Source organism: Acidovorax sp. PRC11 (assembly GCF_031844105.1).
Taxonomy (GTDB): Bacteria; Pseudomonadota; Gammaproteobacteria; order Burkholderiales; family Burkholderiaceae_C; genus Paracidovorax.
In genome coordinates this window covers 25,527-51,718 of sequence record NZ_JAUZUQ010000017.1, presented here as the reverse complement: position 1 = coordinate 51,718, position 26,192 = coordinate 25,527, and the positions used below count along the sequence as shown (strand labels likewise).

Annotated in this window: 23 protein-coding genes; 6 read left to right on the top strand and 17 right to left on the bottom strand. The window is 70.8% G+C overall.

The features are described from left to right. Nucleotides 1-91: 91 nt before the first annotated feature. From Q9R47_RS18130 to Q9R47_RS18120, 3 genes are all read left to right on the top strand, one after another. On the top strand, nt 92-481 hold the full coding sequence (locus Q9R47_RS18130; protein ID WP_311234576.1) for a hypothetical protein: 390 nt from the start codon (nt 92-94) through the stop codon (nt 479-481). 166 nt (nt 482-647) lie between these two features. Further along, nucleotides 648-1,193 carry an RNA polymerase sigma factor gene (locus Q9R47_RS18125; RefSeq protein ID WP_311234575.1) on the top strand — a complete coding sequence of 182 codons (546 nt, stop codon included), beginning with the start codon at nt 648-650 and terminating at the stop codon, nt 1,191-1,193. Nucleotides 1,194-1,209: 16 nt separating this feature from the next. After that, nucleotides 1,210-2,133 carry an anti-sigma factor gene (locus Q9R47_RS18120; RefSeq protein ID WP_311234574.1) on the top strand — a complete coding sequence of 308 codons (924 nt, stop codon included), beginning with the start codon at nt 1,210-1,212 and terminating at the stop codon, nt 2,131-2,133. A 1-nt stretch (nt 2,134) separates the two neighbouring features. On the opposite strand, the gene Q9R47_RS18115 is transcribed toward Q9R47_RS18120, so the two are convergent. Further along, nucleotides 2,135-3,226, bottom strand: coding sequence for an enoyl-CoA hydratase/isomerase family protein (locus Q9R47_RS18115; RefSeq protein ID WP_311234573.1), 1,092 nt, complete (start codon nt 3,224-3,226; stop codon nt 2,135-2,137). A gap of 251 nt (nt 3,227-3,477) precedes the next feature. Here Q9R47_RS18115 and Q9R47_RS18110 point away from each other — a divergent pair, with 251 nt between their 5' ends. Beyond that, nucleotides 3,478-5,115, top strand: a complete 1,638-nt coding sequence (locus tag Q9R47_RS18110) for a TerC family protein (RefSeq protein WP_311234572.1) — start codon at nt 3,478-3,480, stop codon at nt 5,113-5,115. A 62-nt stretch (nt 5,116-5,177) separates the two neighbouring features. On the opposite strand, the gene typA is transcribed toward Q9R47_RS18110, so the two are convergent. The 13 genes from typA to Q9R47_RS18045 all read right to left on the bottom strand — a co-directional run bounded on the left by typA (nt 5,178) and on the right by Q9R47_RS18045 (nt 21,653). Further along, nucleotides 5,178-7,004 (bottom strand): translational GTPase TypA, encoded by a 1,827-nt coding sequence (gene typA / locus Q9R47_RS18105; protein WP_311234571.1) that lies wholly within the window; start codon nt 7,002-7,004, stop codon nt 5,178-5,180. Beyond that, nucleotides 7,001-7,999: a tRNA pseudouridine(55) synthase TruB gene (truB, locus tag Q9R47_RS18100; RefSeq protein ID WP_311234570.1), complete on the bottom strand. Its 999-nt coding sequence runs from the start codon at nt 7,997-7,999 to the stop codon at nt 7,001-7,003. Before truB ends, typA begins: the two co-directional genes overlap by 4 nt. Beyond that, nucleotides 7,996-8,373 carry a 30S ribosome-binding factor RbfA gene (gene rbfA / locus Q9R47_RS18095; RefSeq protein WP_311234569.1) on the bottom strand — a complete coding sequence of 126 codons (378 nt, stop codon included), beginning with the start codon at nt 8,371-8,373 and terminating at the stop codon, nt 7,996-7,998. Before rbfA ends, truB begins: the two co-directional genes overlap by 4 nt. Nucleotides 8,374-8,439: 66 nt before the next feature. Next, entirely contained in the window at nt 8,440-11,280 is a 2,841-nt protein-coding gene (infB, locus tag Q9R47_RS18090) for a translation initiation factor IF-2 (protein ID WP_311234568.1), read from the bottom strand. 25 nt (nt 11,281-11,305) lie between these two features. After that, a complete protein-coding gene (nusA, locus tag Q9R47_RS18085) occupies nt 11,306-12,790 on the bottom strand; it encodes a transcription termination factor NusA (RefSeq protein WP_311234567.1) in 1,485 nt (494 codons plus the stop codon). Nucleotides 12,791-12,870: 80 nt separating this feature from the next. Next, nucleotides 12,871-13,494: a ribosome maturation factor RimP gene (rimP, locus tag Q9R47_RS18080; protein ID WP_311234566.1), complete on the bottom strand. Its 624-nt coding sequence runs from the start codon at nt 13,492-13,494 to the stop codon at nt 12,871-12,873. Nucleotides 13,495-13,719: 225 nt separating this feature from the next. Next, nucleotides 13,720-14,124, bottom strand: coding sequence for a thioredoxin family protein (locus Q9R47_RS18075; RefSeq protein WP_311234565.1), 405 nt, complete (start codon nt 14,122-14,124; stop codon nt 13,720-13,722). 73 nt (nt 14,125-14,197) lie between these two features. Next, nucleotides 14,198-15,544, bottom strand: a complete 1,347-nt coding sequence (locus Q9R47_RS18070; RefSeq protein ID WP_311234564.1) for a c-type cytochrome — start codon at nt 15,542-15,544, stop codon at nt 14,198-14,200. Further along, a complete protein-coding gene (locus Q9R47_RS18065) occupies nt 15,541-16,266 on the bottom strand; it encodes a c-type cytochrome (protein WP_311234608.1) in 726 nt (241 codons plus the stop codon). The genes Q9R47_RS18070 and Q9R47_RS18065 overlap by 4 nt, the downstream gene beginning before the upstream one ends. Nucleotides 16,267-16,635: 369 nt before the next feature. Then, the gene (locus Q9R47_RS18060) at nt 16,636-18,804 is read right to left on the bottom strand and encodes an alpha/beta hydrolase domain-containing protein (protein ID WP_311234563.1); all 2,169 of its coding nucleotides are present in this window, start codon (nt 18,802-18,804) and stop codon (nt 16,636-16,638) included. Between the two features lie 35 nt (nt 18,805-18,839). Next, complete coding sequence (locus tag Q9R47_RS18055; RefSeq protein ID WP_311234562.1) at nt 18,840-19,841, bottom strand: tripartite tricarboxylate transporter substrate binding protein; 1,002 nt, start codon at nt 19,839-19,841, stop codon at nt 18,840-18,842. Between the two features lie 67 nt (nt 19,842-19,908). Next, a complete protein-coding gene (locus tag Q9R47_RS18050) occupies nt 19,909-20,289 on the bottom strand; it encodes a hypothetical protein (protein ID WP_311234561.1) in 381 nt (126 codons plus the stop codon). 11 nt (nt 20,290-20,300) lie between these two features. After that, entirely contained in the window at nt 20,301-21,653 is a 1,353-nt protein-coding gene (locus tag Q9R47_RS18045) for an acyclic terpene utilization AtuA family protein (protein WP_311234560.1), read from the bottom strand. A 137-nt stretch (nt 21,654-21,790) separates the two neighbouring features. Here Q9R47_RS18045 and Q9R47_RS18040 point away from each other — a divergent pair, with 137 nt between their 5' ends. Further along, nucleotides 21,791-22,687, top strand: coding sequence for a LysR family transcriptional regulator (locus Q9R47_RS18040; protein ID WP_311234559.1), 897 nt, complete (start codon nt 21,791-21,793; stop codon nt 22,685-22,687). A 44-nt stretch (nt 22,688-22,731) separates the two neighbouring features. Beyond that, nucleotides 22,732-24,366: a sensor domain-containing diguanylate cyclase gene (locus tag Q9R47_RS18035; RefSeq protein WP_311234558.1), complete on the top strand. Its 1,635-nt coding sequence runs from the start codon at nt 22,732-22,734 to the stop codon at nt 24,364-24,366. 28 nt (nt 24,367-24,394) lie between these two features. On the opposite strand, the gene Q9R47_RS18030 is transcribed toward Q9R47_RS18035, so the two are convergent. From Q9R47_RS18030 to Q9R47_RS18020, 3 genes are all read right to left on the bottom strand, one after another. Continuing rightward, a complete protein-coding gene (locus Q9R47_RS18030) occupies nt 24,395-24,766 on the bottom strand; it encodes a hypothetical protein (RefSeq protein ID WP_311234557.1) in 372 nt (123 codons plus the stop codon). A 14-nt stretch (nt 24,767-24,780) separates the two neighbouring features. Then, nucleotides 24,781-24,915, bottom strand: coding sequence for a hypothetical protein (locus tag Q9R47_RS18025; RefSeq protein WP_311234556.1), 135 nt, complete (start codon nt 24,913-24,915; stop codon nt 24,781-24,783). Nucleotides 24,916-25,039: 124 nt separating this feature from the next. Further along, nucleotides 25,040-26,119: a phytanoyl-CoA dioxygenase family protein gene (locus tag Q9R47_RS18020; protein WP_311234555.1), complete on the bottom strand. Its 1,080-nt coding sequence runs from the start codon at nt 26,117-26,119 to the stop codon at nt 25,040-25,042. Nucleotides 26,120-26,192: the final 73 nt, after the last annotated feature.

Sequence of the window (26,192 nt, the reverse complement as noted above, 5' to 3'; positions counted from 1 at the left end):
GGCGGTGCGGAATAAACCGATCGCGCCCGGTGTTCTATCCTGCGTGGGGCCGGCATGTCGCCGCCACCCGCGCCTACAGGAGCACACACCGATGACCCGACTCTCCACCCTCTTCGCGGCCTCCGCCCTGGCACTGGCACTCGCCGGCTGCGCCTCCATGTCGTCGTCCCGCATGCCCGGCGGCGTCGCCGAGAAGAACGGCGCCCTCGTGGGCCCGAACGGCATGACCCTCTACACCTTCGACCGCGACCCGGCGGGCGGCGGCAAGTCGGCCTGCAATGGCCCCTGCGCGAAGAACTGGCCGCCCCTGCTGGCCGGCAGCGACACGCCCACGGGAGACTTCACCGTGGTGGAACGCGACGACGGCGCCCGCCAGCTGGCCTACAAGGGCAAGCCGCTCTACTACTGGGTGAAGGACACCCAGCCGGGCGAGCGCACCGGCGACGGCGTGAACCAGGTCTGGCGCACCGCCAAGCCCTGATACGAGTCCGCCATCCCAGCGATAACTGCGTTGCTTCGCCTTGCCGTGCCATGGCACTGTCTGCGGCTGCGCGCCTTGTTCTCGCTGGCATGGCGAACCCGTATACGACGCCATGAACGCAGTCGGCATACCCTCGCCATGGTGACTCCCCCCAGGTAACCGCCCCATGGACGACATCACGCCGCACCTGCCGGGCCTGCGCCGCTACGCGCGGGCGCTGACGGGCAATGCCTGGGCGGCGGACGATCTGGTGCAGGACACGCTGGAGCGCGCCTGCCGCAAATGGCTGCTGTGGCGCCCCGGCACCCACCTGCGCGCGTGGCTGTTCACGCTCATGCACCGGGTGTACCTGAACCAGATGCGCGCGGTGCCGGCGCAGCCGCCGATCGACCTGGAAGCCGTGCAGGACCATCTGCAGGCGCCGCCCGCGCGCACCGACGACGCGCTGGACCTGGACCGCTGCCTCCAGCGCCTGCCCGCCGACCAGCGTGCGGTGCTGCTGCTGGTGACGCTCGAAGACATGGATTACGCCGCCGCCGCCAAGGTGCTGGGCGTGCCGGTGGGCACGGTGATGTCGCGCCTCTCGCGCGCCCGGCAGCGGCTGCGCGAACTCATGGAGCCGCAGGCCCGCACGCCCGGCACGGTGCCGGAGGCGGCAGCGCCGCGGCCGACCTCGCCGCCCGCGGTGCCGCGGCTGCGGCGGCTGAAATGACGCTGGACCGCAGGCCATGAACACCCCGCGCACCCCCCCTCCCGACGGCGCCCTGCATGGCGCGCCTTCCAAAGATCCGGACACCGGCCTGGACGACGACCGCCTGCATGCGCTGGTGGACGGCCGGCTGCCGGGCGACGAAGCGCAGGCTCTGCGCCGGCGGCTGGCCGGCGACCCTGCGGCACGGGAGCGCGTGCACGCCTGGCAGGCCCAGCGCGAACGGCTGCGCGGGCTGCATGCGGGTTGGGAAGAGGCGCCCGTTCCGCCGCCGCTCGCCCAGGCGGCGCGGGACTTTGAACGCCGCCGCCTGCGGTCGGCCCAGGCCTGGCGCATGGCCGGCCTCGCGGCCTCGCTCGCGCTCGCCTTCGGGCTCGGATGGACGCTGCACGGCACGGTCCGCCCCGCCGATCCGGCCGCCGCCACGCTGGCGCGCTCGGCCCCCCCACCCCTCGCACCCACCCAGCGTTTCGCGCTACAGGCCGCCGCCGCGCATGCGGTCTACCAGCCCGAGCAGCGCCATCCGGTGGAAGTGGGCGCGGCCCAGCAGGAACATCTCGTGCAGTGGCTCTCCAAGCGCCTGGGCCGGCCGCTGCACATTCCGGACCTGCAGCCGCAGGGCTACGAACTCGTGGGCGGGCGCCTGCTGCCGGGCGATGCCGGCCCGGGCGGCACCAGCGGTGCGCGCGCGCAGTTCATGTACCAGAACGCCGCGGGGCAGCGGGTGACGCTGTACCTCGGCGCACTGCCTGCCGCCGGCACGGCGGGCGCGTCCGGGAGAACGGCCCCCACGCCCGCGGCGGAAACCGCGTTCCGCTACGAAGGCGACGGGCCCGTGCCCAGCTTCTACTGGGTGGAGGATGGCTTCGGCTACGCGCTGAGCGGCCCGCTGCCCCGCGAGGCGCTGCTGGCCATCGCGGCGGCCGTCCACCCGCAGCTCTGATTCAGCGCAGCGCGGCGAGCGGATGCGCGTGCGCGGGCCAGGGGCTGTCGAAGAACGGCTGCCACATCGCGGGCGTGACGTCCTCGATACGCGCCGGGTTCCAGCGCGGGGCGTGGTCCTTGTCCACGGCCAGGGCGCGGATGCCCTCCACCGTTTCGCTCTGGCCGGGCCGCAGGTAGAAGCAGTGCCGCACCATGTCGCGCTCCATGCGCAGGTCGGCGGCCAGGTCCATGCCGCGCGCGCGGCGGATCTGCTCCAGCACCACGTGCAGCATCAGCGGTGAGCGCTTGCGCAGCGTGGCCGCCGTGGCGCGCGCCCAGTCGCTGCCGTCGGCCTCCAGCGCGGCGAGGATGGCCGGCACGTCGGCTGCGCCGAAGGCGGCGTCGATGCGCGCGCGGTCGGCCGTGGCGGCGGGCTGCGGTTCGGTGAAATGCGTGGCGACCCAGCGTTCGATGGCGGCGCCGTCCTCGAAGCTGCGCGTGCCGAGGCCGTCCCAGAGGCCTGCCTGTGCCTCGGCCGGCACGCAGCCGTCCGCCAGGCCCAGCGCCACCGCGTCGCCCGCGCCGATCGTGTCGCCGGTGAGCGCCAGCCATTCGCCGGTGCGGCCGGGGCAGCGCGAGAGGAAGTAGCCGCCGCCCACGTCCGGGAACAGTCCGATCGCGGTCTCGGGCATGGCCATCTTGGTGCGCGGGGTGACGAGGCGCAGCGTGCCGCCCTGGCTGATGCCCATGCCCCCGCCCATGACGATGCCGTCCATGAACGCGATGTAGGGCTTGCCGAAGGCGTGTATCAGGTGGTTGAGCGCGTATTCCTCGGTGAAGAAGTCCTCCAGCTGCGGGTTGCCCGTGCTGCCGGCCTGGTGCAGGAAGCGGATGTCGCCGCCCGCGCAGAAGGCGCCGAAGTCACCCTCCTTGTTCGTGCCGCGGATGGCCACCGCCAGCACGGCCGGATCGGCCTGCCAGCGCAGCAGCGCCTCCATGAGGTCGCGCACCATGCCCAGCGACAGCGCGTTCAGCGCGCGGGGGCGGTTCAGCGTGATGAAGCCCACCTGCCCACGCACCTCGGCCAGCACGTCGCGTTGCGTTGCATCCATTCGAGTCTCCTTCGTCATCCTGTTGTTGGTCAAAGCGGTGCCCGAAATTGTGCCGCACGCCGCGCGGTGTGCCCGGTCTCCTACAGGACCTGCGCGGGCCGCTGCCTAGAATGCCCCGGCATGCCCCTCGACGCCGTGGCAACGCAGCATTGCCCGATTCCCTCCGCCGCCGCCCTGTCCGCTGAAGGCGAACGCGGCCCGGCCCGCGCGCGCCCTGCAGACGCCGCCGCCCACCTGCCCGGGAGCACGCCATGGAATGGCTGAGCGACCCGTCGGCCTGGGCGGGCCTGCTCACCCTGGTGGTGCTGGAGATCGTCCTCGGCATCGACAACCTCGTCTTCATCGCGATCCTCGCGGACAAGCTGCCCCCGGAGCAGCGGGACCGCGCGCGGCTGATCGGCCTGTCGCTCGCGCTGGTGCTGCGGCTGTGCCTGCTGGCCGCGATGGCGCACCTGATCCGGCTCACAGCGCCCATCATCGAATGGGGCTGGCTGTCGCTGTCGTGGCGGGACATGATCCTGCTGGGCGGCGGCGTGTTCCTGCTGTGGAAGGCCACCACCGAGCTGCACGAACGCCTGGAGGGCGTGGACACGGCCGGGCCGAAGCAGCGCGAGCATGCCGCCTTCGGCGTGGTGCTGGTGCAGATCGTGGCGCTGGACGCGGTGTTCTCTCTCGACTCGATCATCACCGCCGTGGGCATGGTGCAGCACCTGCCGGTGATGATGGCGGCGGTGGTGATCGCCATGGGCTTCATGATGCTGGCGTCGCGCGCGCTCACCGCCTTCGTCAACCGGCACCCCACGGTGGTGGTGCTGTGCCTGAGCTTCCTGCTGATGATCGGCTTCAGCCTCGTGGCCGAAGGCATGGGCTTCCACCTGCCCAAGGGGTACCTGTACGCCGCGATCGGCTTCTCGATCCTCATCGAGTTCTTCAACCAATGGCGGCTGCGCAACATCGCGCGCCATGCCGCGCGGCTGCCGATGCGCGAACGCACCGCGCGCGCGGTGCTGCGGCTGCTCGGCGGGCAGGAGGCCGGCGGCGCGGGCGCCTCCGGAGGCACGCCCTCATCCCCCGGTGGAGAAGCTGCGCTGCATGCCTTCCGGCAGGAGGAGCGCAGCATGGTCCGGGGCGTGCTCTCGCTCGCCGACCGCTCCGTGCTCTCGATCATGACGCCGCGCGCCGACGTGGACTGGATCGACATCAGCCAGGACAAGTCCGCGCTCTACCGCCAATTGCAGGCGCAGCCGCACGGCCTGTTCCCGGTGTGCGATCGCGGCGGTCTGGACGCGGTGATCGGCGTGGGCCGCGCCAAGGACCTGATGGCCGACCTGATTGCGCACGGCACCATCGACCGCCGCAAGAGCCTGCAGGCCCCGCTCGTCGTTCCCGAGACCGTGAGCATCCTGCGGCTGATGGAGAACCTGCGCCGCTCGCGCAACCACCTCGCGCTGGTGAGCGACGAGTACGGCACGATCCTGGGCCTCGTCACGCCGATGGACGTGCTGGAGGCGATCGCCGGCGAATTCCCCGATGCGGGCGAAGACCTGCTGCTGCAGCCCGTGGCACCGGACCACTGGCTGGCGGACGGGCTGGTGGACCTGCACACGCTCGCGCGGGCCGTGCGCGTGGAGCGGCTCGCCCACAGCGCGCACGATGCGAGCACGCTGGCCGGTCTTCTGCTGGAGACCTTCGGCGAACTGCCCGCGCCCGGGCGCACCGCCGTGCTGCATGGCCTGCGCTTCGAAGTGGTGGCCGTGCAGGGGCGCCGCATCGCGCGCGTGGACGTGCGGCGCGACGACGGCGCCGAGCCGGCCGGTGCCGGCGCCGCGTCGACATCGACATCGACATCGACATCGACATCGCCATCGCCATCGCCATCCCCGAAATGAAAAACGCGCCCCGTGGGGCGCGTCATTGGCTGTGCTAACCAGAGCCCCGGCCGGGGCCCCGTTCACATGCCGCGGCTGGCGCGCTTGCGCTCGTTTTCCGTCAGGTGGCGCTTGCGCAGGCGCACGCTCTTGGGCGTGATCTCGACCAGCTCGTCGTCCTCGATGAACTCCACGCCGTATTCCAGCGTGAGGTCGATCGGGGGCGTGATCTTGATCGCGTCTTCCTTGCCGGACACGCGGAAGTTGGTCAACTGCTTGGTGCGCGTGGCGTTCACGACGAGGTCGTTGTCGCGGCTGTGGATGCCGACGATCATGCCTTCGTACACCGGGTCGTTCGCCTTCACGAACATGCGGCCGCGGTCGTCCAGCTTGCCCAGGGCGTAGGTGAAGATTTCACCGTCGTCCATGGAGATCAGCACGCCGTTCTTGCGGCCGCCGATGTCGCCCTTGTGCGGCTCGTAGCTGTCGAAGATGTTGGAGATCAGGCCAGAGCCGCGCGTCAGGTTCAGGAATTCGTTGGTGAAGCCGATCAGGCCCCGTGCCGGGATGCGGTATTCCAGGCGCACGCGGCCGCGGCCATCGGATTCCATGTTGACCAGCTCGCCCTTGCGCTCGCCGAGGGCCTGCATCACGCCGCCCTGGTGGCCTTCCTCGATGTCGGCCGTCACCAGTTCGATCGGCTCGTGGCGCACGCCGTCGATGTCCTTGAACACCACGCGCGGCTTGGAGACGGCCAGCTCGTAGCCTTCGCGGCGCATGTTCTCCAGCAGGATGGTCAGGTGCAGTTCGCCCCGGCCCATCACTTCGAAGATGCCTTCCTCGTCGGTTTCCTTCACGCGCAGGGCCACGTTGTGCTGCAGTTCCTTCTGCAGGCGGTCCCACAGCTGGCGGCTGGTCACGAATTTGCCTTCACGGCCCGCCAGCGGCGAGGTGTTCACGCAGAAGTTCATGGTCAGCGTGGGCTCGTCCACCTTCAGCATCGGCAGCGGCGCGGGGTTGTTCGGGTCGGTCACGGTCACGCCGATGCCGATGTCCTCGATGCCGTTGATCAGCACGATGTCGCCGGGGCCGGCCAGCGGGGTCTGCATGCGGTCCAGGCCCTGGAAGGTCAGCACCTGGTTGACGCGGCCCTTGACGCTCTTGCCGTCCGGACCTTCCATGACCAGCACGTCCTGGCCGGGCTTGAGCGTGCCCTGGCTGATGCGGCCCACGCCGATGCGGCCCACGAAGGTGGAGAAGTCGAGCGCCGAGATCTGCAGCTGCAGCGGCGCTTCCGGGTCGCCCGAGTTCGGGGGCACGTGCTTCAGGATGGTGTTGAACAGGGCCGACATGTCGGGGCCCCACTGCTCGCCCGGCGCGCCTTCTTCCAGCGACGACCAGCCGTTGATGCCCGAGGCGTACACCACGGGGAAGTCGAGCTGCTCGTCGGTCGCGCCCAGCTTGTCGAACAGGTCGAACGCGGCGTTCACGACCTTGTCGGGGTTGGCGCCAGGCTTGTCGACCTTGTTCACCACCAGGATGGGGCGCAGGCCGAGGGCCAGGGCCTTCTTGGTCACGAAGCGCGTCTGGGGCATGGGGCCTTCCTGCGCGTCGATCAGCAGCACCACGCTGTCCACCATCGACAGGGCGCGTTCCACTTCGCCGCCGAAGTCCGCGTGGCCCGGGGTGTCGACGATGTTGATGTGCGTGCCTTCCCAGCTCACGGCGCAGTTCTTGGCCAGGATGGTGATGCCGCGTTCCTTTTCGATCGCGTTGTTGTCCATCACGGTGTCGACGACCTTTTCGTGGTCGGCGAAGGTGCCGGACTGGCGCAGCAGCTGGTCCACCATGGTGGTCTTGCCATGGTCGACGTGCGCGATGATGGCGATGTTGCGGATTTGTTTGCTCATAGAGTGGGTTCCAATGTGCCGCGCTCTGCCCGCGGCGTGCTTTCCAGAATCTGTGCGATCTCCTGGGGGCTCAGGAGGCGCTCGGGGATGAGTTCGCCGGCCGCCACGCGGCCGACGCCCAGCAGGGCGCGGGGTTCGTCGCCGAACACCGCCACGGCGGGCGCATCGGGCCAGGGCCCGCGGCGGCGCACGCCGGAGAGGAAACGCGCCGTATTGTCGTGGTCCAGCGTGACAGCCGCATGCCCTGCGAGCAGCGTCTCCACCGGCTGGACGCAGTCCATGCGCGCGGCCTCGTCCATCGCTTCGAGCGCGGCGAGCGTGACGCAGCGCTCCACGCCCAGCCCGCCCGTGTCGACGCGCCGCAGGAAGGTCAGGTGCGCGCCGCAGCCGAGCGCGGCGCCCACGTCCTCGCCCAGCGTGCGGATGTAGGTGCCCTTGCTGCAGGTCACGCGCAGGCGCACCGCTGGCTGGCCCTCGGCATCTTCGGCCAGCGAGAGTTGCAGCGCATGGATCACCACGTCGCGCGCCTCGCGCTCCACGGCGATGCCCGCGCGGGCGTATTCGTAGAGCGCCTTGCCGTCCTTCTTGAGGGCACTGTGCATCGGCGGCACCTGCCGGATCGGGCCGGTGAACTGCCGCTGCACGGCTGCCAGCCGCTCGGGGGCGAGCCGGGCCGGGTCCACGTCGCGGCGGTCGACCACGTCCCCCTCGGCATCGCCGGTGGTGGTGGTCACGCCGAGCCGGGCGACGGCCTCGTAGGTCTTGGGCGCATCGAGCTGCAACTGGCTGAATTTGGTGGCCGCGCCGAAGCACAGCGGCAGCACGCCGGAAGCCAGCGGATCGAGCGTGCCGGTGTGGCCCGCCTTTTCGGCGCGCAGCAGCCACTTGGCCTTCTGCAACGCATCGTTGCTGGAAAGGCCCAGGGGCTTGTCGAGCAGCAGCACTCCGTGCACCGGGCGCCGCTGCACCCGGATGCGGGGAGCGCGTGCGGTCATGCTTCGTCGTCGTCTTTGGAACGGGAAGCCACGGCACGCGCGATCAGCGCGTTCATGTCCGACGCACGCTCGGTGGTGCGGTCGAACATGAAGTGCAGCGTCGGCACGGTGTGGATGTGCAGGCGCTTGAAGAGGCCGTTGCGGAGGAACCCCGAGGCCTGGTTCAGCGCTTCCTGCGTCGCGTCGGCGTCGCCCACCAGCACGCTGAAGAACACCTTCGCGTGCGCGTAGTCGGGCGTCACTTCCACGGCCTGCAGCGTGACCATGCCGATGCGCGGGTCCTTCAACTCGCGGATCAGCTCGGTCAGATCGCGCTGGATCTGGTCCGCGACCTTGAAGCCGCGGTTGGGCGTGGAGGATTTTTTAGCAGCCATATCGTTGCCCCTGCCGCGGCGCCATTCCCCTGGAAGGGGAAGGCGCGAAGCGACTCAGGGGGTGCATCACAAGGTCCGTGCAATTTCCTTGATCTCGAAGAACTCCAGCTGATCACCTTCCTTGATGTCGTTGTAGTTCTTGAGCTTGATACCGCACTCGAAGCCTTCCTTGACTTCCTTGACGTCGTCCTTGAGGCGGCGCACCGACTCGACTTCGCCCGTGTAGATGACCACGTTGTCGCGCAGCAGGCGGAAGCGGCAGTTGCGCGTGACCTGGCCCGACGTGACGTAGGAACCCGCGACGGTACCGATCTTGGAGGCCACGAACACGGTGCGGATCTCGGCGGTCCCGATCTCTTCCTCGCGCTGCTCGGGTGCCAGCATGCCGGACATGGCGGCCTTCAACTCGTCCACGGCGTCGTAGATGATGTTGTAGTAGTGCAGGTCGACGTCGTTCGCCTCGGCCGTCTTGCGCGCGCCGGCATCGGCACGCACGTTGAAGCCGATCACGATCGCCTTGGAGGCGATGGCCAGGTTCACGTCGGACTCGCTGATGCCGCCCACGCCCGCATACACGAGCTGGACCTTGATCTCGTCGGTCGAGAGCTTGAGCAGCGAGGCGGCGAGCGCTTCCTGCGAGCCCTGCACGTCGGCCTTGATGATGATGGGCAGGTTCTGCACCTCGCCCGCCGTCATGTCGGCGAACACGTTCTCGAGCTTCGCGGCCTGCTGGCGCGCCAGCTTGGTGTTGCGGAACTTGCCGGCGCGGTAGGTCGCGATCTCGCGGGCACGGCGCTCGTCGGAGAGCACCATGAACTCGTCGCCGGCCTGGGGCACGTCGGACAGGCCCTGGATCTCCACCGGAATGGAGGGACCGGCGGACTTGGTCGCCTTGCCGTTCTCGTCCAGCATGGCGCGCACGCGGCCGGAGGTCTGGCCCGCGAGCACCACGTCGCCCACCTTGAGCGTGCCGGACTGCACCAGCACCGTCGCGACGGGGCCGCGGCCCTTGTCGAGCTGCGCTTCGATGACGAGGCCCTTGGCCATCGCCTCGACGGGCGCCTTCAGTTCCAGCACTTCGGCCTGCAGCAGCACCTGCTCGAGCAGGTCGTCGATGCCCATGCCGGTCTTGGAGGACACGGGCACGAAGGGCGATTCGCCGCCGTACTCTTCGGGCACGACTTCCTGGGCCACCAGTTCCTGCTTCACGCGGTCCGGGTTGGCATCGGGCTTGTCGGCCTTGGTGATCGCCACGACGATCGGCACCTTGGCGGCCTTCGCGTGCTTGATGGCTTCCTTCGTCTGCGGCATGACGCCGTCGTCGGCGGCCACCACCAGGATGACGATGTCGGTCGCCTGCGCACCGCGGGCCCGCATGGCCGTGAAGGCCTCGTGGCCGGGGGTGTCGAGGAACGACACCATGCCGCGCGGGGTTTCGACGTGGTAGGCGCCGATGTGCTGCGTGATGCCGCCGGCTTCGCCCGCCGCCACCTTGGCGCGGCGGATGTAGTCCAGCAGCGAGGTCTTGCCGTGGTCGACGTGGCCCATGACGGTGACCACGGGAGCGCGCGGCAGCGCCTCGGCCTGCTGACCGGACACGTCCTCGTCGGTGAACGCCTCGGGATCGTCCAGCGCGGCCACGACGGCCTTGTGGCCCATCTCCTCGACCACGATCATGGCCGTGTCCTGGTCCAGCGGCTGGTTGATGGTGACCATCTGGCCCATCTTCATCAGCGCCTTGATGACCTCGGACGCCTTGATCGACATCTTGTGCGCCAGGTCGGCCACCGTGATGGTCTCGGGCACGTGCACTTCGATGACGCGCGCCTCGACCGGTGCCGACTGCTGGTGCGAATGGTCGTCGCGGTCGTTGCGGCGGCCGCGCGGGCCTCCGCGCCAGTTGTTGCGGCCCACGCCGCCGCTGGCGTCGCCGCGGGTCTTGATTTCCTTCTTCTTGGCAGGATCGCCGGCCCAGCTCGAGGAGAGCTTGGCGGACTTCACTTCCTTGCCGCCGCCGGCCGGCGCACCGGCCGCGGGACGCGCGCCCGGCGTGGCCGCCGGCTTGTGCAGCGTGCCCTTCTTGGCGTCGGCCGCGGCCGCGGGCTTCGGAGCCGGCTTCGGCTCTTCGGGCTTCTTGGCGACCAGCACCTTCTTGGGCGCGGCCATCATGGCGCGGATCGCCTCGGCTTCGGCCAGGGCCTTGCGGCGGCGCTCGTCCAGATCGGCAGCGCGCGCGGTTTCCTCGGCCGCACGGGCCTTGGATTCGGCTTCGGCCTTGGCGCGTGCCTCGGCCTGCGCGGCGTTGCGCGCAGCGGCTTCGGCGGCGGCCTCGCGGGAGGCTTCCTCGCGCACGGCGGATTCCTGGGCCTTGCGCTCGGCCTGCTGCGCGGCATAGGCGGCGGCACGTTCCTCGGCCTCGCGCTCGCGGCGTTCGCGGTCTTCGCGTTCACGGCGCGTGGCGCTCAGCTCCTGTTCCTGCTGGCTGATCAGCTCGGCCTGGCGGCGGGCCTCTTCCTCGCGGCGTGCGAGTTCCTGGTCCTCGGCGGACGGCGCGGCGGTGTCTTCCGACACGGCGCCCTGGTCGTCGGCAGCACCTTCGGCGACGTCGTCACGCTTGATGAAGGTGCGCTTCTTGCGCACTTCCACCTGGATCGTGCGCGCCTTGCCGGTGGCGTCGGCCTGCTTGATCTCGCTGGTGGACTTCTTGGTGAGCGTGATCTTGCGGCGGTCGCCCGTGGCGGTGCCATGGCTGGCCTGCAGGAAGGCGAGCAGCTTCTGCTTGTCGGACTCGGTCAGCGCATCGGACGGCGCGGCCTTGGCCACGCCAGCGGACTTGAGCTGGTCGAGCAGGGTTTCCGGCGATTTCTTGAGTTCGCTGGCGAACTCGGCAACGGTGTTACTGGACATATTCGGTTCGTACCTCCCCTGACCCTTACTCTTGCCCCGCGAACCAATGTTCGCGCGCCTTCATGATCAAGGCTTTGGCCTCTTCCTCAGACTGGCCGGTCAGGGCGGTCAGTTCATCGATGGCCAGGTCGGCCAGATCATCGCGTGTGTGGACGCCGCCTTCGGACAGCTTGCCGATCAGCTCGGGCGTCAGGCCCTCGAGATCGCGCAGGTTCTGCGAAACGCCTTCCACGCTTTCCTCGCGGGCGATTTCCATCGTGAGCAGCGCATCCTTGGCGCGGGCGCGCAGCTCGTTCACGGTGTCCTCGTCGAAGCTCTCGATCTCCAGCATTTCCTGCAGCGGCACGTAGGCCACTTCCTCGAGGCTGGCGAAGCCTTCCTCGATCAGGATGTTGGCGATCTCCTCGTCCACGTCGAGCTTTTCCATGAACAGGCGGCGGGACGCGTCGGTCTCGTTGGCCTGCTTCTGGGCGGACTCGGCCGCGTCCATGATGTTGATCTTCCAGCCCGTCAGGTCGGAAGCGAGGCGCACGTTCTGGCCGCCGCGGCCGATGGCGATCGCGAGGTTCTCCTCGTCGACCACCACGTCCATCGCGTGCTTCTCTTCATCGACCACGATGGAGGACACGTTGGCGGGCGCCAGGGCGCCGATCACGAACTGCGCCGGGTCTTCGGACCAGAGCACGATGTCGACGCGTTCGCCGGCCAGCTCGTTGGTGACGGCGTTCACGCGGGTGCCGCGCACGCCGACGCAGGTGCCGATCGGATCGACGCGCTTGTCGTGCGACAGCACGGCGATCTTGGCGCGGCTGCCGGGGTCGCGGGCGCAGCTCTTGATCTCCAGCAGGCCCTGCTCGATCTCGGGCACTTCGTTGCGGAAGAGCTCGATCATGAACTCGGGCGCGGAGCGCGAGAGGATGATGGGCGCGCCGCGCAGCGTCAGGTCCACCTCCATGATCATCGCCCGCACGCGGTCGCCGTTGCGCAGGTTTTCCTTGGGGATCATCTCGCCGCGGCGCAGGCGGCCTTCCACGCGGCCGGACTCGACGATGATGTCGCCCTTGTCCATGCGCTTGACGGTGCCGGTGAAGATCTTTTCGCCGCGCGACATGAAGTCGTTCAGCAGCATCTCGCGCTCGGCGTCGCGGATCTTCTGCAGGATGACCTGCTTGGCAGCCATGGCGCCGATGCGGCCGATCGGCACCGATTCGATGCCTTCCTCGATGTACTCGCCCACTTCGATGTCGGAGATGCGCTCCTGGGCGTCCATGAGCAGTTCTTCGGCATCGGGGTTCTGCAGGCCGGCGTCATCGGGCACGACGAGCCAGCGGCGGAAAGTCTCGTAGTTGCCGCTGTCGCGGTCGATCGCCACGCGGATGTCCACTTCGCCGGGATAGAGTTTCTTCGTGGCCTGGGCCAATGCCAGTTCCACGGCGCCGAACACCACGTCGCGCTCCACGTTCTTCTCGCGCGAAATGGCTTCAACCAACATCAACAGTTCGCGATTCATCGACGACTCTCCTATCTTTCAATCCCTTGAAGGCCCGCGCCCCGCGTCGGCCCTTGATTCGAATTCGCTGCAGCAGGGTTTCAGCCCTCGGCCGCGCCGCCCTTCGGGCCGCGCCCCTTGAAATCCACGATCGGCGCCAGGCGCGCATCGCGCAGCTCGTCGAGCGTGAAGCCCAGCGCCTGCAGCGGAGCGGGCACCCGCTTCTTGCTGATCTTCTGGCCGGGCTTCGTGGGGGGCTCGTCGCTCCAGACGATCTGCCAGCCCCCGGCCTCGGTGCGTTCGAGCGTGCCGCGGAACTTCTTGCGGTTGGCGCTCACCTGGCCGGCGGCCGCCTCGCCGATGGGCGCCTTGAGCGTGATGTCGATCACCTCGCCGGCGAAGCGCTGGAAATCCTGTTCGTGGCGCAGCGGGCGGTCGATGCCGGGCGAGGAGACTTCGAGGCGCTTGTACTCGACGCCATCGACCTCCAGCGCGAACTGCAGCTGCCGCGTGACCTTCTCGCAATCTTCCACAGTGACGAACTGTTCGGGGGCGGCCGGCACGGAGGCAGCGGCAGCGGCAGCATCGGGCGCCGCGGCCTGCGCGGGCGCCTGCCAGGGCAGATCGATGGTGATGCGCAGCAGCCCGCCGGCGGAGCGTTCGATCTCCACCAGGTCGTAACCCAGCCCTGCGACGGTTTGTTCGACGATCTGCTGCAATGCCACGTGTCGTTCAGTTCTGTTCCAGAAGTGCAAAAAACCCGATAACCGCCGAGGAGTCTCCCCCGACAGCTTCGAGCTCGAAGAAAATCGAACGGCCAAAAAAAACGGGCGGTGGGGACCCGCCCGTTTGGCCGTGAAGCTCCTATTGTAGCCTGCAGCGCCCGGCTTTGCCAAGCTGGCGGCATGCAATTTGCATTGCATCCGCGCCACACATCGCGGCGTTGCGCGTCAGTTTCCTGCCACGCCGCGCGCCTGCCGGACACGCTCGAACACCGCCTGGGCCTGCGCCTCCACGGGCGCCCCCCCGCCCTGCTCCCGCAGGGCGGCGAGCATGCGGGTCAGCACGCCCGCCTGGGGCAGCACGGGGCCGAGGAAGCGCGCATGGGCGCCGTCGGCGACGAGCACGGTGGGGAAGGTCTCCACGTCGAGATCGCCGGCGAGGTCTTCCTCGTCCTCCACGTCCACCCACTCGAAGCGCACGTCTGGATGGGCGGCCCGCAGGGCATCGAAAACGGCACCGTACTCGCGGCAGACGCCGCACCAGGCGGCGCACAGGCACACCACCCACCAATCCGGGGCCGCGGGGGGGCCACCGGCGGAAAGCGGCGCTGCTGGAGAGATGGTGTCCTGCATGGTTTTTTCAACGACCTCGGAGAAACGGGCGCGGGGATGGCCGCGGATGGGGCGGGTGGAGCCGCCCGCCGGCTCAACGGCCGCGGCGCTCGCGGGCCCGGTAGACATCCATGGTAGCGACCCCGGGCGCCCGGTTGCCCCACGCGTTGCGCACGTAGGTCGCCACGGCCGCCACTTCGTCGTCGGAGATCACCTGGGTGAAGGGCGGCATGCCGTAGGGGCGCGGATGGCCGGCGGTGACCGGAGGATAGCCGCCCTGCAGGATCGTGCGCACCACGTTGACCGGCGTGTCGAGCAGCACCGCCCGGTTGCCGGCGAGCGGCGGGAAGGCTCCGGGACGCCCTCGGCCGTCGTCGCCGTGGCATTGGGCACAGTGCCGGGCGTAGAGGGCGGCGCCCTGCTCCATCGCCGCCTTCGGGGGCTCCGGAGGCGTCGGGCGGCGGCCCTGCGGCTCGGCGCCGGGCAGCGCGCGCAGATAAGCGGCGATGGCGCGCAGATCGGCATCGTCCAGGTACTGCGTGCTGCGGAACACCACCTCGGCCATCGGCCCGGTGACGGTGCCGCGTGGCGCCACGCCATCGCGCAGCAGCGCCACCACCTCCTCCACCGGCCAGTCGGCGACGCCGGCCTCGTGGACGGTGTCCAGCGCGGGCGCATACCAGTTCTGCACCGGGATGAGCCCGCCGCGCAGGCCGGCGGCATCCCGCGTGGCGCCCAGCGCATTGCGCGGGGCGTGGCAGGCGGCGCAATGGCCCAGGCCCTGCACGAGGTAGCGCCCGCGGTTCCACTCCGCCGGGCGGTCGGCTTCGGGCGCCAGGCCGCCCGGCCGGAAGAACATCGCCCGCCACACGGCCAGCGCCGTCTGCGTGCCGTACGGAAACTCCAGCGCATGGGGCCGCGCGGGCTGGCGCACCGGAGGCAGGCTGCGCAGGTAGTCGTAGATCGCGTCCGCGTCCTCGCGCGTCACGTGCGTGTAGCTCGGGTACGGGAATGCCGGATAGAGCAGCCGGCCGTCGCGCGAGCGGCCGTGGTGCAGGGCGCGCCAGAAGGCCCCGGCAGACCAGCGGCCCAGGCCCGTGTCCGGGTCGGGCGTGAGGTTGGTGCTGTAGACGGTGCCGAACGGCGTCTCGATGCCGCGGCCGCCCGCGAACGGCGCGCCGCCCGCCTCGGTGTGGCAGGCCATGCAGTTGCCGGCGCGCGCCAGGTACTCGCCGCGCGCGACGGACCGTGCCGCGGGCGGCGCGGACGGCGGGCCGTCGCCCTCGGGCAGCGGTGCCTCGCCCCAGCGGTTGAGCCAGGCCACCGCCGACGCGCAGGCCACCAGCAGCACGGCGACGGCCAAAGCGGCCAGGGCCCATCGCTTCGGCCCGCGCGAGCGAGCCGTCGTGGTCGTGGGCGTCGGCGCGGGTGCTGCGTTCATGGCGCATCTCCACGGGCCGAGGCCTCCACGCCGCCGCACGGCATCGGCAGCGGCCCGGGCGCCTGCGCGGCCGGCTTGCCGGTCCCCGGCACGGGCTGCGCGGCCAGCCAGGCCGAGACCGCGCTGACGTCCTCGGCCGTGAGCTGCCGCGCCACGCGCGCCATGCAGTCGGGCGCGTGCGAGCGGCGCTGGCCCGTCTGCCACGCGCCGATCTGGCTGTTGAGGTAATCGCGCGGCAGGCCGACGAGCGCGGGAATCGCGGGCTGCACGCCGGTCATCGCCGCACCATGGCACTGCACGCAGGCCGGAATGCCGCGGGCCGCGTCGCCCTCGTGCACGAGCCGCCGGCCGCGTTCCAGCGCCGGGGGCGCGGCCTGCGGCGGCGGGGGCGGTGCGTAGGGCAGCTCCAGCGCGGCGAAATAGCCGGCGATCTCGCGCAGATAGCCGTCCGTCATGTGCTCCAGCAGGTACGACATCTGCGGGTAGCTGCGGCGGCCGTCGCGGAAATGGAGGAGCTGGTGGTAGAGGTAGCCAGCCGGCTTGCCAGCGATCCGCGGGAAATAACCCTGCTGCGTGGCCCGGCCTTCGCGGCCATGGCAGGCGGTGCAGGCGATCACGCGGTCGGCCATGCCAGGGTCCACCGCCGGGCTGAATGGGGCTGGGCTGGCAGGAACCGCCGTGGCACCTGGCAACCCTTGCGCCGGGCCCTGCCCTTGTGCCATGGCGACGCCCGCCCATCCCACCGCGGCGGCGGCCACCAGCAGCAGCCGACCGGCAACCCGGCTGCGCAGGCAGAGGAACAGGTGCGAGGCCATACCACGCGGCGGCTGGCGGCGGGCCCGGGACGGGCGTGGGGCGGCAGCGGCAGCGGGCGTGGGCCCGAAGGCGGAATCCATCGGCGCGGGCATGGGGGATGTCTCGTCGTTATGGTGAAGGCGGGGCGCCCTGCACCCCGTGCCCTTACTCTACGCATCCCCGGCCGGTCCGTACAGCCTGCCGGCGTCACCATGGGACCGTTCGGCGTGCGCACGAGAGCTCCTTTCGCGGTCGCTCACCGCGTCCCGGCCACGGCCCGCCTCGCCTCCCCGGGCTCAGGGCAGGATGTTCGCCGCGCGCGCCTTCGCGACGATCGCGTCCGCATCGCGCCGCAGCAGCAGCCGCTGCGCCACCAGGTCGTCCGCGGCACGCGACACGGCCGCCACATAGCCCGCCTGGGAACCGTAGCGCTCCTCCAGCGAAGGACGCCCGTCCCCCGCCGCGATGCGGGCGGCGCGCGTGGTGTGGAACGGGATGTAGCTGCCCGTGAGGTTCACCAGATCGACGATGCCGGGCGTGGCGACGTCGTTGAACTCGATGCTGGTGCCCAGCGGCGCGCGCGCTTCCACGCTCTGGATGCCGGCTTTCGCCAGGCCCGTCGCCGGGTCCACCTGCGGCACCAGGATCGCATAGTCGCGCCCCACCACCCGCGGGGGCTGCACGGTGGCGATGCCCGATTCGTCCTGCGCCCGGTACTGCGGGCCGAAGTCCAGCAGCGTGAAGTCGTTGTAGCGGCCGAGGTAGCGGAAATCCGGGATCTGCGCCGGCACGCCGCCCGCGTTCCACGTCAGCCCGCGCATGGCCGGAAACGCCACCTGCGCGGGGCGCACGAGCGTGCCGTCCGCGATGCGCGGCACCTGGCTCGGCGGCGGCTCGGTGCCGCGCACCACCCAGTCCTCCAGCGCGAGGAAGAGCGCGCGGAAGGTGTCGTTGAAGTGCACCACGGTACCGGCGGGATAGACGGTGCGCGAGGGCGCGTAGCTGATGCTCTCCACGCCGCCCGCGCCGCCGTGCTGGGTGCTGGCGTAGTAGTAGATGCGCGCGTTGGCGGGCTGCGCGATGTCGCGCCGGCCCTCCGCGTCGGTCAGCACGGGCGAGCCCTGCAGTTGCCAGAACTCCGTGCCCGACAGCCCCAGGAAGAAGCGCGGGCAGGTGCCGGTCGCGCTGCAGCGCCGCATCACGCCGCCCTCGCGGCCGCTGACCGAATCCACGTAGTCGGCCGCGAGGCCGCGCGGCGCCGTCTGCCCGAAGGCGGTGTGGTCGGTGCGCAGGCCACCGCCGCCGCCCGGCACGGCGAAGCGGGTGTTGACGTTCGTCTGCCGCGCCGCCACGTGGGCATACAGGCCGTCGAACACCATGCCGCCGTCCAGCCGCTGGTTGAAGCCCAGATGCAGGAAGGTCTTCATCGCGTTGCCGGACTGCGAAGTGCCCTGCCCGATCACGTGCGCTATGCGGCCCGCCAGCGGATTGGCGCGGCCCTCGGCGTCGGCGGCCCGGCCGCGGAAGAAGCCCACCGTGTCGCGCAGCGCCGCGAGGCCCACGCCCATCACCTTCGGGTCCTTGGCCACGTAGACGAGTTCGTAGAGGTACTGCGGATCGAAGCCGCCGCGCAGGCACACGCTGGCGGGGCCGGGCGTGCCGGGGAAGGGGTTGGCGGCCGTGTCGCAGGCGGCGAACTTCCAGTCGGCGGCCGGCACGGGCTCGCGCGGGTCGGTCTCGTTGCGGCGGCGCGTGAGCGAATAGCCGGGCTGCGTGTTGTCGAGGCTCGCAGGCGCGTAGGGAATCATCGTGCCGTTGAAGACGCCGCCGGGCAGCGCCATGGCCGGCACGGCGGTCGTGGGCACGAGTTCGGTGCGGTACGGGCCCGTGATGCTGCTGCCGTCGGGATTGCGCGCCACCGGCACGGTGGCCGTGAGGCGCGCGGGCGAGCTCTTGGGCACGTCGCCCTGCCAGGCTGAATAGAGGAAGGTGTAGCCGCGCTCGAAATACACCGCGTCGCCCGGCACGGCGGACGGGTTGGGCAGCGTGAGGATGTTGCCGCGGTTGGGCGCGTCGTAGCGCAGCACGCCGCCCGCCTTCGACATGTCCTTGGGCTTGAGCAGCACGAAGTCGGCGCTCCACTCCACCATGCCGCGCGCATTGCGCGGCGCGAGTTCCAGATCCTGGATGACGGCGTTGCGCGGGTCTTTCGGGTCCAGCTCGCCCTGCAGGGTGCCCGAGACCTTTTCATAGGCGCCCACGCTGCCGAAGCTGCCGGGGAAATCCTCGGCGGCGCCGAGCGTCAGGCGCAGCTTCGGCGTGCCGTCCGCGAGCGATGGTGAGCCACCGCCGCCGCCGCAGGCGGACAGCAGTGCGGCAGATACCAGCGCCGCGGCCGCGGCGGTGGTCCTGGCCGGAGCGCGGCGCGAATGAACGCGCCGGGAAGGCGAAGAAGGGAAATGCATGGCGATGTCTCCGGTGGGGCGGGCCGTGCGGGTGCTTATTCCGGTTCGATGCCGGCGGCCTTGATGACCTTGCCCCACTTCTGCGTTTCGCCGGCCTGGAAGCGGGCCAGCTCATCGGAGGTGGTGGTCCAGGGCTCGGAGCCCGCGGTCTCGTAGAACGACTTCGCCGCGGCGCTGCGCGTGGCGGCGGTGAGCAGCTCGTTCAGGCGCGCCACCACCGGCGCGGGCGTGCCGGCGGGCACGTAGGCCGCGAACCAGTAGCCCATGTCGTAGCCCTTCACGCCCGCCTCCTCCAGCGTGGGCACGTCGGGCAGCTGCGCGCTGCGCTTCTGCGTCGAGTAGCCCAGGGCACGCAGCTTGCCGGCCTTCACCTGCGGCACCCCGGTGGAGGTGTCGGTGATCATCATGTCGATCTGCCCGCCGAGCAGGTCGGTGATGGCCAGGGGATTGCTCTTGTAGGGCACGTGCAGGATGTCCACGCCCGCGAGCTGCTTGAGCATCTCGCCGGCCATGCGGCTCGACGAGCTGCCGCTGCCGAAGCTCAGCTTTCCCGGGTTCTTCTTCGCGGCGGCCAGCAGGTCGCCCACGCTCTTGTAGGGTGCGCCGGCGCTCACGACCAGCACCTGCCCGCCCTTGCCCAGGCCCGTGACCGGCACGAAATCCTTCACCGGGTCGTACGGCAGCTTCTTGTAGAGGTGCTCGTTGGCCGCGTGCGTGGTGTTGGTGGTGATCAGCACCGTGTACCCGTCCGGCGGCGCCTTGGCGACGAACTGCGCCGCGATCATGCCGCTCGCCCCGCCCTTGTTGTCCACCACCACGGGCTGCTTCGTGTCCGTGGTGAGCGACTGGCCCAGCGCGCGGGCGAGCTGGTCGGTGGCGCTGCCCGCCGCGAACGGCACCACGAAGGTGACGGGCTTGGACGGGTAGGCGGCCGGCTGTGCGAGCGCGGCGGTGCCGCCGAACAGCGCTGCGCAGGCCGCGGCGGCGGAGGCGGCCACGAAACGGCGGCGCAGGGGGCGGAAGGAAGAAGGGGTCATGGTGCGTTGTCTCCTGTCGGTTTGTGTAGAAATCTCTTGTCGTCGGGAAGGCGGGCCCGCAGCGGGCTCAGGGCGGCCCGGCCAGGTGCTGCGCGAGCGCGGCGGGCACCCGCACCGGCAGGTCCAGCAGCAGGTACGACAGCGCCTTGCCATGGCTGTCCAAATTGAGCGAATCGTTCACGCCGCCGTCGAGCACGTCGTCGATCACGAAGTTCATCGCGTGCAGCTGCGGCAGCAGGTAGCGCCGCACGCCGCTGGGGCGGCGCAGCGCGAAGCGGCGCGCGACGGCGTCTTCCGTCACCTGCTCCACGAGCACGTCCCAGAGCGCCGGATGCCATGCGATCACGCTGATGTTCGAGCGGTTGCCCTTGTCGCCGGTGCGGCCGTGCGCGAGCCGGTAGAGCGGCACCGTCAGAGGCCCATCGGCGGCCGATTGCGGGAAGTCCATCGCCGCTCCTTTCAATCCAGAAAACGGTGGCCGGTGGGCACGGCTTCGCGCGGTACCAGGCACGACAGCATGCCCAGGCGCGGCCGCATGGCCGTGCGCACGCCGCCGCCGCCCGCCGGGCCGCAGCAGTAGAGCGCCGTCACCTCGCGCACCAGGCGCTGCGCGCTGGCGTGGTCGCGGTGCTGCAGCGCGGCCCGCAGCCGGACGTCGCGCGCATCGCCGGAGGCAGAGGCCTCCATCCAGCGGCTCGCGTCGTCGCCGAACACGCTGGTCACGCCGATCAGGTCCAGGCGCAGCGGCGCCACGCCCGCGAGGCGCTCCCGCAATGTCTCGCCCGCCAGCCGGGCCCGGGCTTCGGCCCGCGGCCCTGCATAGGAGATCTCGCCCTCCGCGAACCAGCCGGTCTCGAAGCAGGCGTTCACTTTGAGCGAGGGCGGCCGCGCATGGCCGCGCACGCCCTCCAGCCGCACGTGGCCGGGAGCGACCTCGCGCACCGTGGCGGCGGTGATGTCGGCCACCACGTCGGGCGTGAGGTAGGCCGCCGGGTCGTGCAATTCGTACAGCAACTGTTCCTTGACCGTGCGCTCGTCGATCCGCCCGCCCGTGCCCTCGGGCTTGGACAGCGTGCAGTGCCCGTCGGCATCGATCTCCGCGATGGGGTAGCCGAGCCTCGCCATGCCCGGCACGTCCTTGTAGCCCGGATCGGCGAAGTAGCCGCCCGTGACCTGCGCACCGCACTCCAGCAGGTGGCCGGCCATGGTCGCGCGCGCCAGGCGGCCCCAGTCGTCCAGGGCCCAGCCGAAGTGCGCGAGCGCGGGGCCGAGCACCAGGGACGGGTCGGCCACGCGGCCGCAGACGACGATGTCCGCCCCCGCGCGCAGGGCCTGCGCGATCGGCTCCGCGCCGATGTAGGCGTTGGCGCTCACCAGCGGCTCGCCCGGCAGCGCGTTGCCGAGGGCATGGGCCAACAGCTCCCGGTGCGCCGGACCGCTCAGGTCGTCGCCGTGCACCACGGCCACGCGCGGACGCCGGATGCCCAGTTCATCGGCGAGGCGCTGGATGCGCCGCGCAGCGCCCTCCGGATGGGCCGCGCCGAAATTGCTCACGATGCGCACGCCGTGTTCCAGGCACTGCGCCAGCACCGGGCGCAGCAGTTCGTCCAGCAGCGGTTCGTACCCGGCCTGGGGATCGGCCCGCCGCGCGAGTTGCGCGAGTGCGAGCGTGCGTTCGGCCAGCGTCTCGAAGATGAGCACGGACGGACCGCCGCTCTCGATCAGCGACCGCACCACCGGCACAGCGGCATCGGTGCGGTCGCCCGAGAAACCGGCCGCGCACCCGATCCGCAATATGTCTCCGTTCTTCATCGTCGTGGGATCTCCTGCGGGCGAATGTAGGCGCGCGGGCTTGTTTCGTGAAATAGATTGTTAAGATGGATTGATCTGCTTTCCGGATCAATCCGGCCCACCGCCGCCCAGGCCCGCCATCGCGGTTCTTCTCACGAATGCACCTCTCCAGCCGCCACATCGACGCCTTCCTGGCCCTGGCGCAGCAGCGCAGCTTCACGCGCGCCGCGGCCGCATGCCATCTGTCGCAGCCGGCGTTCAGCGCGCTGGTGCGGTCGCTCGAAGAGGGCCTCGGCCTGCGCCTCTTCGACCGCACCACGCGCCATGTGGACCTCACGCCGGAAGGCACGCATTTCCTCGGGTCCGCGCTGCGCCTGCGCGCGGAGATCGACAGCGCGCTCGGCGCCGCGCGCGATGCGGCGGAGCTGCGGCGCGGCCGCGTGGCGATCGCCCTGCTGCCCTCGCTGGCCGCGGGCTGGCTGCCGGGCCTGCTCGCGGGCTTCCGCGCCGACCATCCGCAGATCGAGCTCGACATTGCCGACGTGCTGTCCGAGCCCTGCATCGAGCGCGTGGCTTCCGGCCGCGCGGACTTCGCCCTCGCGGCGATCCGCGCCGATACGCCCTCGCTGCAGGCCGAGCCGTTCTGCAGCGATGGTTTCCATCTCGTCTGCCGCGCCGACCATCCGCTCGCGCGCCGCCGGCCCCGCGGCGGCCTGCAGGTGCAGGATCTCGCACCCTGGCCCTTCGTGCACCTCGCACGCACGAGCAGCGTGCGCCAGTACCTCGAAGCCGCGCTGCATCCGCATGCGCTGAACACGCTGATGGAAGTGGAGCAGCTCGCCACCGTCATGGGCATGGTGCGCGCCGGGCTCGGCATCAGCGTGGTGCCCACGCTCACGCTGTTCCATTTCGCGCACCCCGATCTCGTCACCCGCCCGCTGCCGCTGCCCGCGCTCACGCGCCAGATCTTTCTCGTGCGGCGACGCGACCGCAGCCTCTCGGTCGCCGCCCGCGAGCTCTACCGGCGCGTGATGGAAAACCGTCCAAGGGTGTGAAAAACCCGCTGAACAGGCCTGCGGAGCGCGGAGAATAGGCAGGGATGCCGCACGTTCTTCCGCCACCGATCAACGACCCATCCGTGCCCGACGCGAGCGTGCCCCTGCCGTCTCCGGCCGCGCAGCTGCCGGCGTCCAGGGACCGCTCCCTGCCCGTCACCATCGGCTTCGTGGTGCTGGTGACGCTGCTGCTCATCGGTTCGAACGCCTGGCTGGCCTGGCGGGCCCACAACGCGGAATGGCAGAAGGCGCGGGCCTTCGCGCAGAACCTGTCGCGCGCCGTCGCGCAGCAGCTCGACAGCGTGGCCTCCGAGGTGGGCCGCGCGCTGGTGGTCATCCAGTACGAACTCGAGCGTGGCGACCTGTCGCCCGCGACGCTGGAGGCGCTCCAGCCCGTGCTGGTCAATCAGGTGGCGCAGGCCGACCACCTGCACGGCCTGTTCGTCTACGGGCGCGACGGTACCTGGCTCGTGCACAGCCAGCCGCTGCAGCCGGCCGGCGCCAACAACGCCGACCGCGACTATTTCGCGTACCACCGCGACAACCCCAGCGCGCGCACCTATATCGGCACGCCCATCCGCAGCCGCTCGACCGGCGACTGGGTCATTCCCTTGTCCCGGCGCATCAACGATCCCGACGGCGGGTTCGCGGGCGTGGTGCTGGCCACGCTGCACGTGCGCTACGTGCTGCAGGTGCTGCAGGGGTTCGACGTCGGCAGCAAGGGCGCCATCGTGCTGCTGCGCACGGACGGCCGCATCCTCACGCGCCGGCCCTACGGCGAAGACACCCTGGGGCGCATGATTCCCGACCCGCACCTGCAGTCGCAGTTCCTGCAGCGGCGCTCCGGGGTCATCGTCATGCCGTCGCCGATCGACGGCGTGCAGCGGCTCCTGAGTTTCGAATACGCGCCCAACACGCCGCTGGCCGTGGCCGTGGCGCTGTCCGAGGACGAAATCTTCGCGCAATGGCGCCAGGCCACCTGGGTGCAGGGGGGCGGCATCCTGCTGCTGCTGAGCGTGGTGGGCGCCTCGGGCGCCTACGTGATCCGCACGGTGAAGCAGCGCCACGACGCCGACACGCGCCTGCGCTCCACCCACCATGCCCTGGTGGAAGCGCATGCGCAGATGGAGCACATGGCGGACCACGACGGCCTGACCGGCATGCACAACCGCCGGGCCTACGACCGGCGCATCCGCGAGGTCATGGCGCAGTGCCGGCGCTACGGGCGGCCGGTGTCCGTGGCGATGTTCGACGTCGACTTCTTCAAGAACTACAACGATGCGCTCGGCCATGGCGAGGGCGACGAATGCCTGCGCAGCGTGGCCCGCGCGCTCGCCGGCGCGATCCGCCGGCCCGGGGACTTCATCGCCCGCTATGGCGGAGAGGAGTTCGCGATCGTGCTGCCCGAGACGGATGCCGGGGGCGCTTACCTGGTCGCCTCGGCGGCGCGCGCGGCGGTCGGAGCGCTGCGGCTGCCGCACCCCGGCAGCCCGTTCGGCCACGTCACCGTCAGCGGCGGACTGGCCTGCTGCACCTGGGCCCCGCCCGGCGAGACGCCCAGCGATCTGATGGGCCGCGCCGACGCGGCGCTCTACCAGGCCAAGCAGCAGGGTCGCGACCGCATCGTGGCATCGGCGGAGCCCCCGGTGGAAGCGCCCGCCGGCGCCGGCCGCGCCTGAATTTCCGGGCGGTCGGCGGCGGGGTCAGTCAGCGAGAGGCGGCGCCGGCTGCGCCGGGGGCCTGCGGGGCGGCTCCCGCCGGGGCACCCACGCCCTCGCGGCCGACCGGCGTCGGCGTATCGGAGCGCTGCGGCGCGGCGCTTTCCACCGAACCATCCGGTGCCGGGCCGCCGGTCTGGTTCGCGCCCTGCGATGCAGGCGTGGAGTGCCCCTCGCCCGGCGACACGGTCGGCTGGCGCGGCCCCGCGACGTTGAAGAAGAGCACGGCGCCCAGCACGATGGCGGCCGTGGCCACGGCCATCCACCAGCCGCGCCGGCTGTCGCGGTTCGCCGGAGAGGGCGGGGGCTGCCGGGCGGCTGTCGTGTCCGGGGCGGAGGGGGATGGCGTCGGATGGGCCATGGCGGTCTCCCGGGTCACCACGGAATCATGAAGACGAACAGGATGACGGCCAGTGCGATGCCGGCCACCCAGAACGTGCGGGCACTGGCGAAGCGGTTGCGGCTCGACGAGGTGGGGACGGCGCCCGGGGTGTTGCGCGGTGCGTTCATGGCAGATCTCCAGCGATGGAATGGAAACCCTGAAGGTATTCGCCGGCGCACGGGCGGCGCGTCGGACAAGGCCATGGATACGGGTGGCGCAACACGCCGCAGCGGCGGGGCGGGCGAAGGGCCGTCACACCCAGATGTCGTGCGCGGGCGCGTCCGCGGGAGCGAAGTTGAGGTACTGCACCAGCCGGGGCCGGTTCGTGGTGTTGGGCCGGCTGCCGTGGGGCAGCGCGTGGTGCCAGATGACGAGATCGCCCGCGCGGCCCGCGATGGGTTGCGGGCCCAGCGGTGAGAGATCATGCTGCCGCGCGGTGCCCGGGCCGCCCGGCAGCCCGTCCAGCCATTCGCCGAGCCGGCGGTGGAAACCCGGCACGAGCGTGAAGGCGCCCTGCTCCGCGCGCGTGTCGGTGAGGTAGAGGATGCCCTGCGTGCCCATCGGCACCGGCATGTGCAGGCTCACGTCCCAGTGCAGGTGCGGCCCCCGGAACTGGTGCGTCGCCGTCTCGGGCGCGTTGAACCCGACACGGTCCGTCGTGCACCACAGGTCCGCCGTGCCCCACAGCTGCGCGAACGCCTTGTGGATGCGCGGGTTGCACCGGTTGCGCTCCAGCGCGGCATGGTGGAAGAGCTGCACCATGATGCCGTGGTCGTTCGGGGGGTACCACGTGGACGGATCGTCCGGGCGGGCCCCGAGAAAATCCCAGATGGCCTGGGCCACGGCGCCGGCCTCCGCAGGCGCCACGGCGTCGTGCACCACGACATAGCCGTGCTCGTCCCAGAACGCCAGATCGTCCGCCGACAGCACGGGTTCCATGCGGTCGATGGCTTCGATCGCTGCCGCGGCCGAAGCGGGGGGCGGCAACCCCTGCAATGCGGCTTCCAGCCGCGCCAGACGCTCCGCGGGAAGTGCTGCGACGATGCCGGCGACCCAGCCTTCGAACGCGTCGAATCCCGCGCCTGCGTTCTTCCCGAACCAGCTGTAGAACGGCTCCAGCCCGATGCCCAGGGCATGCAGCACCCACTGGTCCTGCCGCCATTGCCGCATCGGAACGTGCCCCGCCTGGCCCTGCCGCGCCAGCGCCATGCGCGACCATGCGGCCTCCAGTGCCGGAATCCGGGGCGGTGCGTCCTGGCCGCGGGATCCGCCGATGCCGTCCGCAGCGCCCGCCTCCATCACCCGCGCATCGCCCCCAGCAACTTCTCCCATCGCGTCGTCCCCTCGTACATGCCTCGTGCAGGATTGCCCGCGCATTGTGACGGGAGGATGGGCGGCAGCGAAG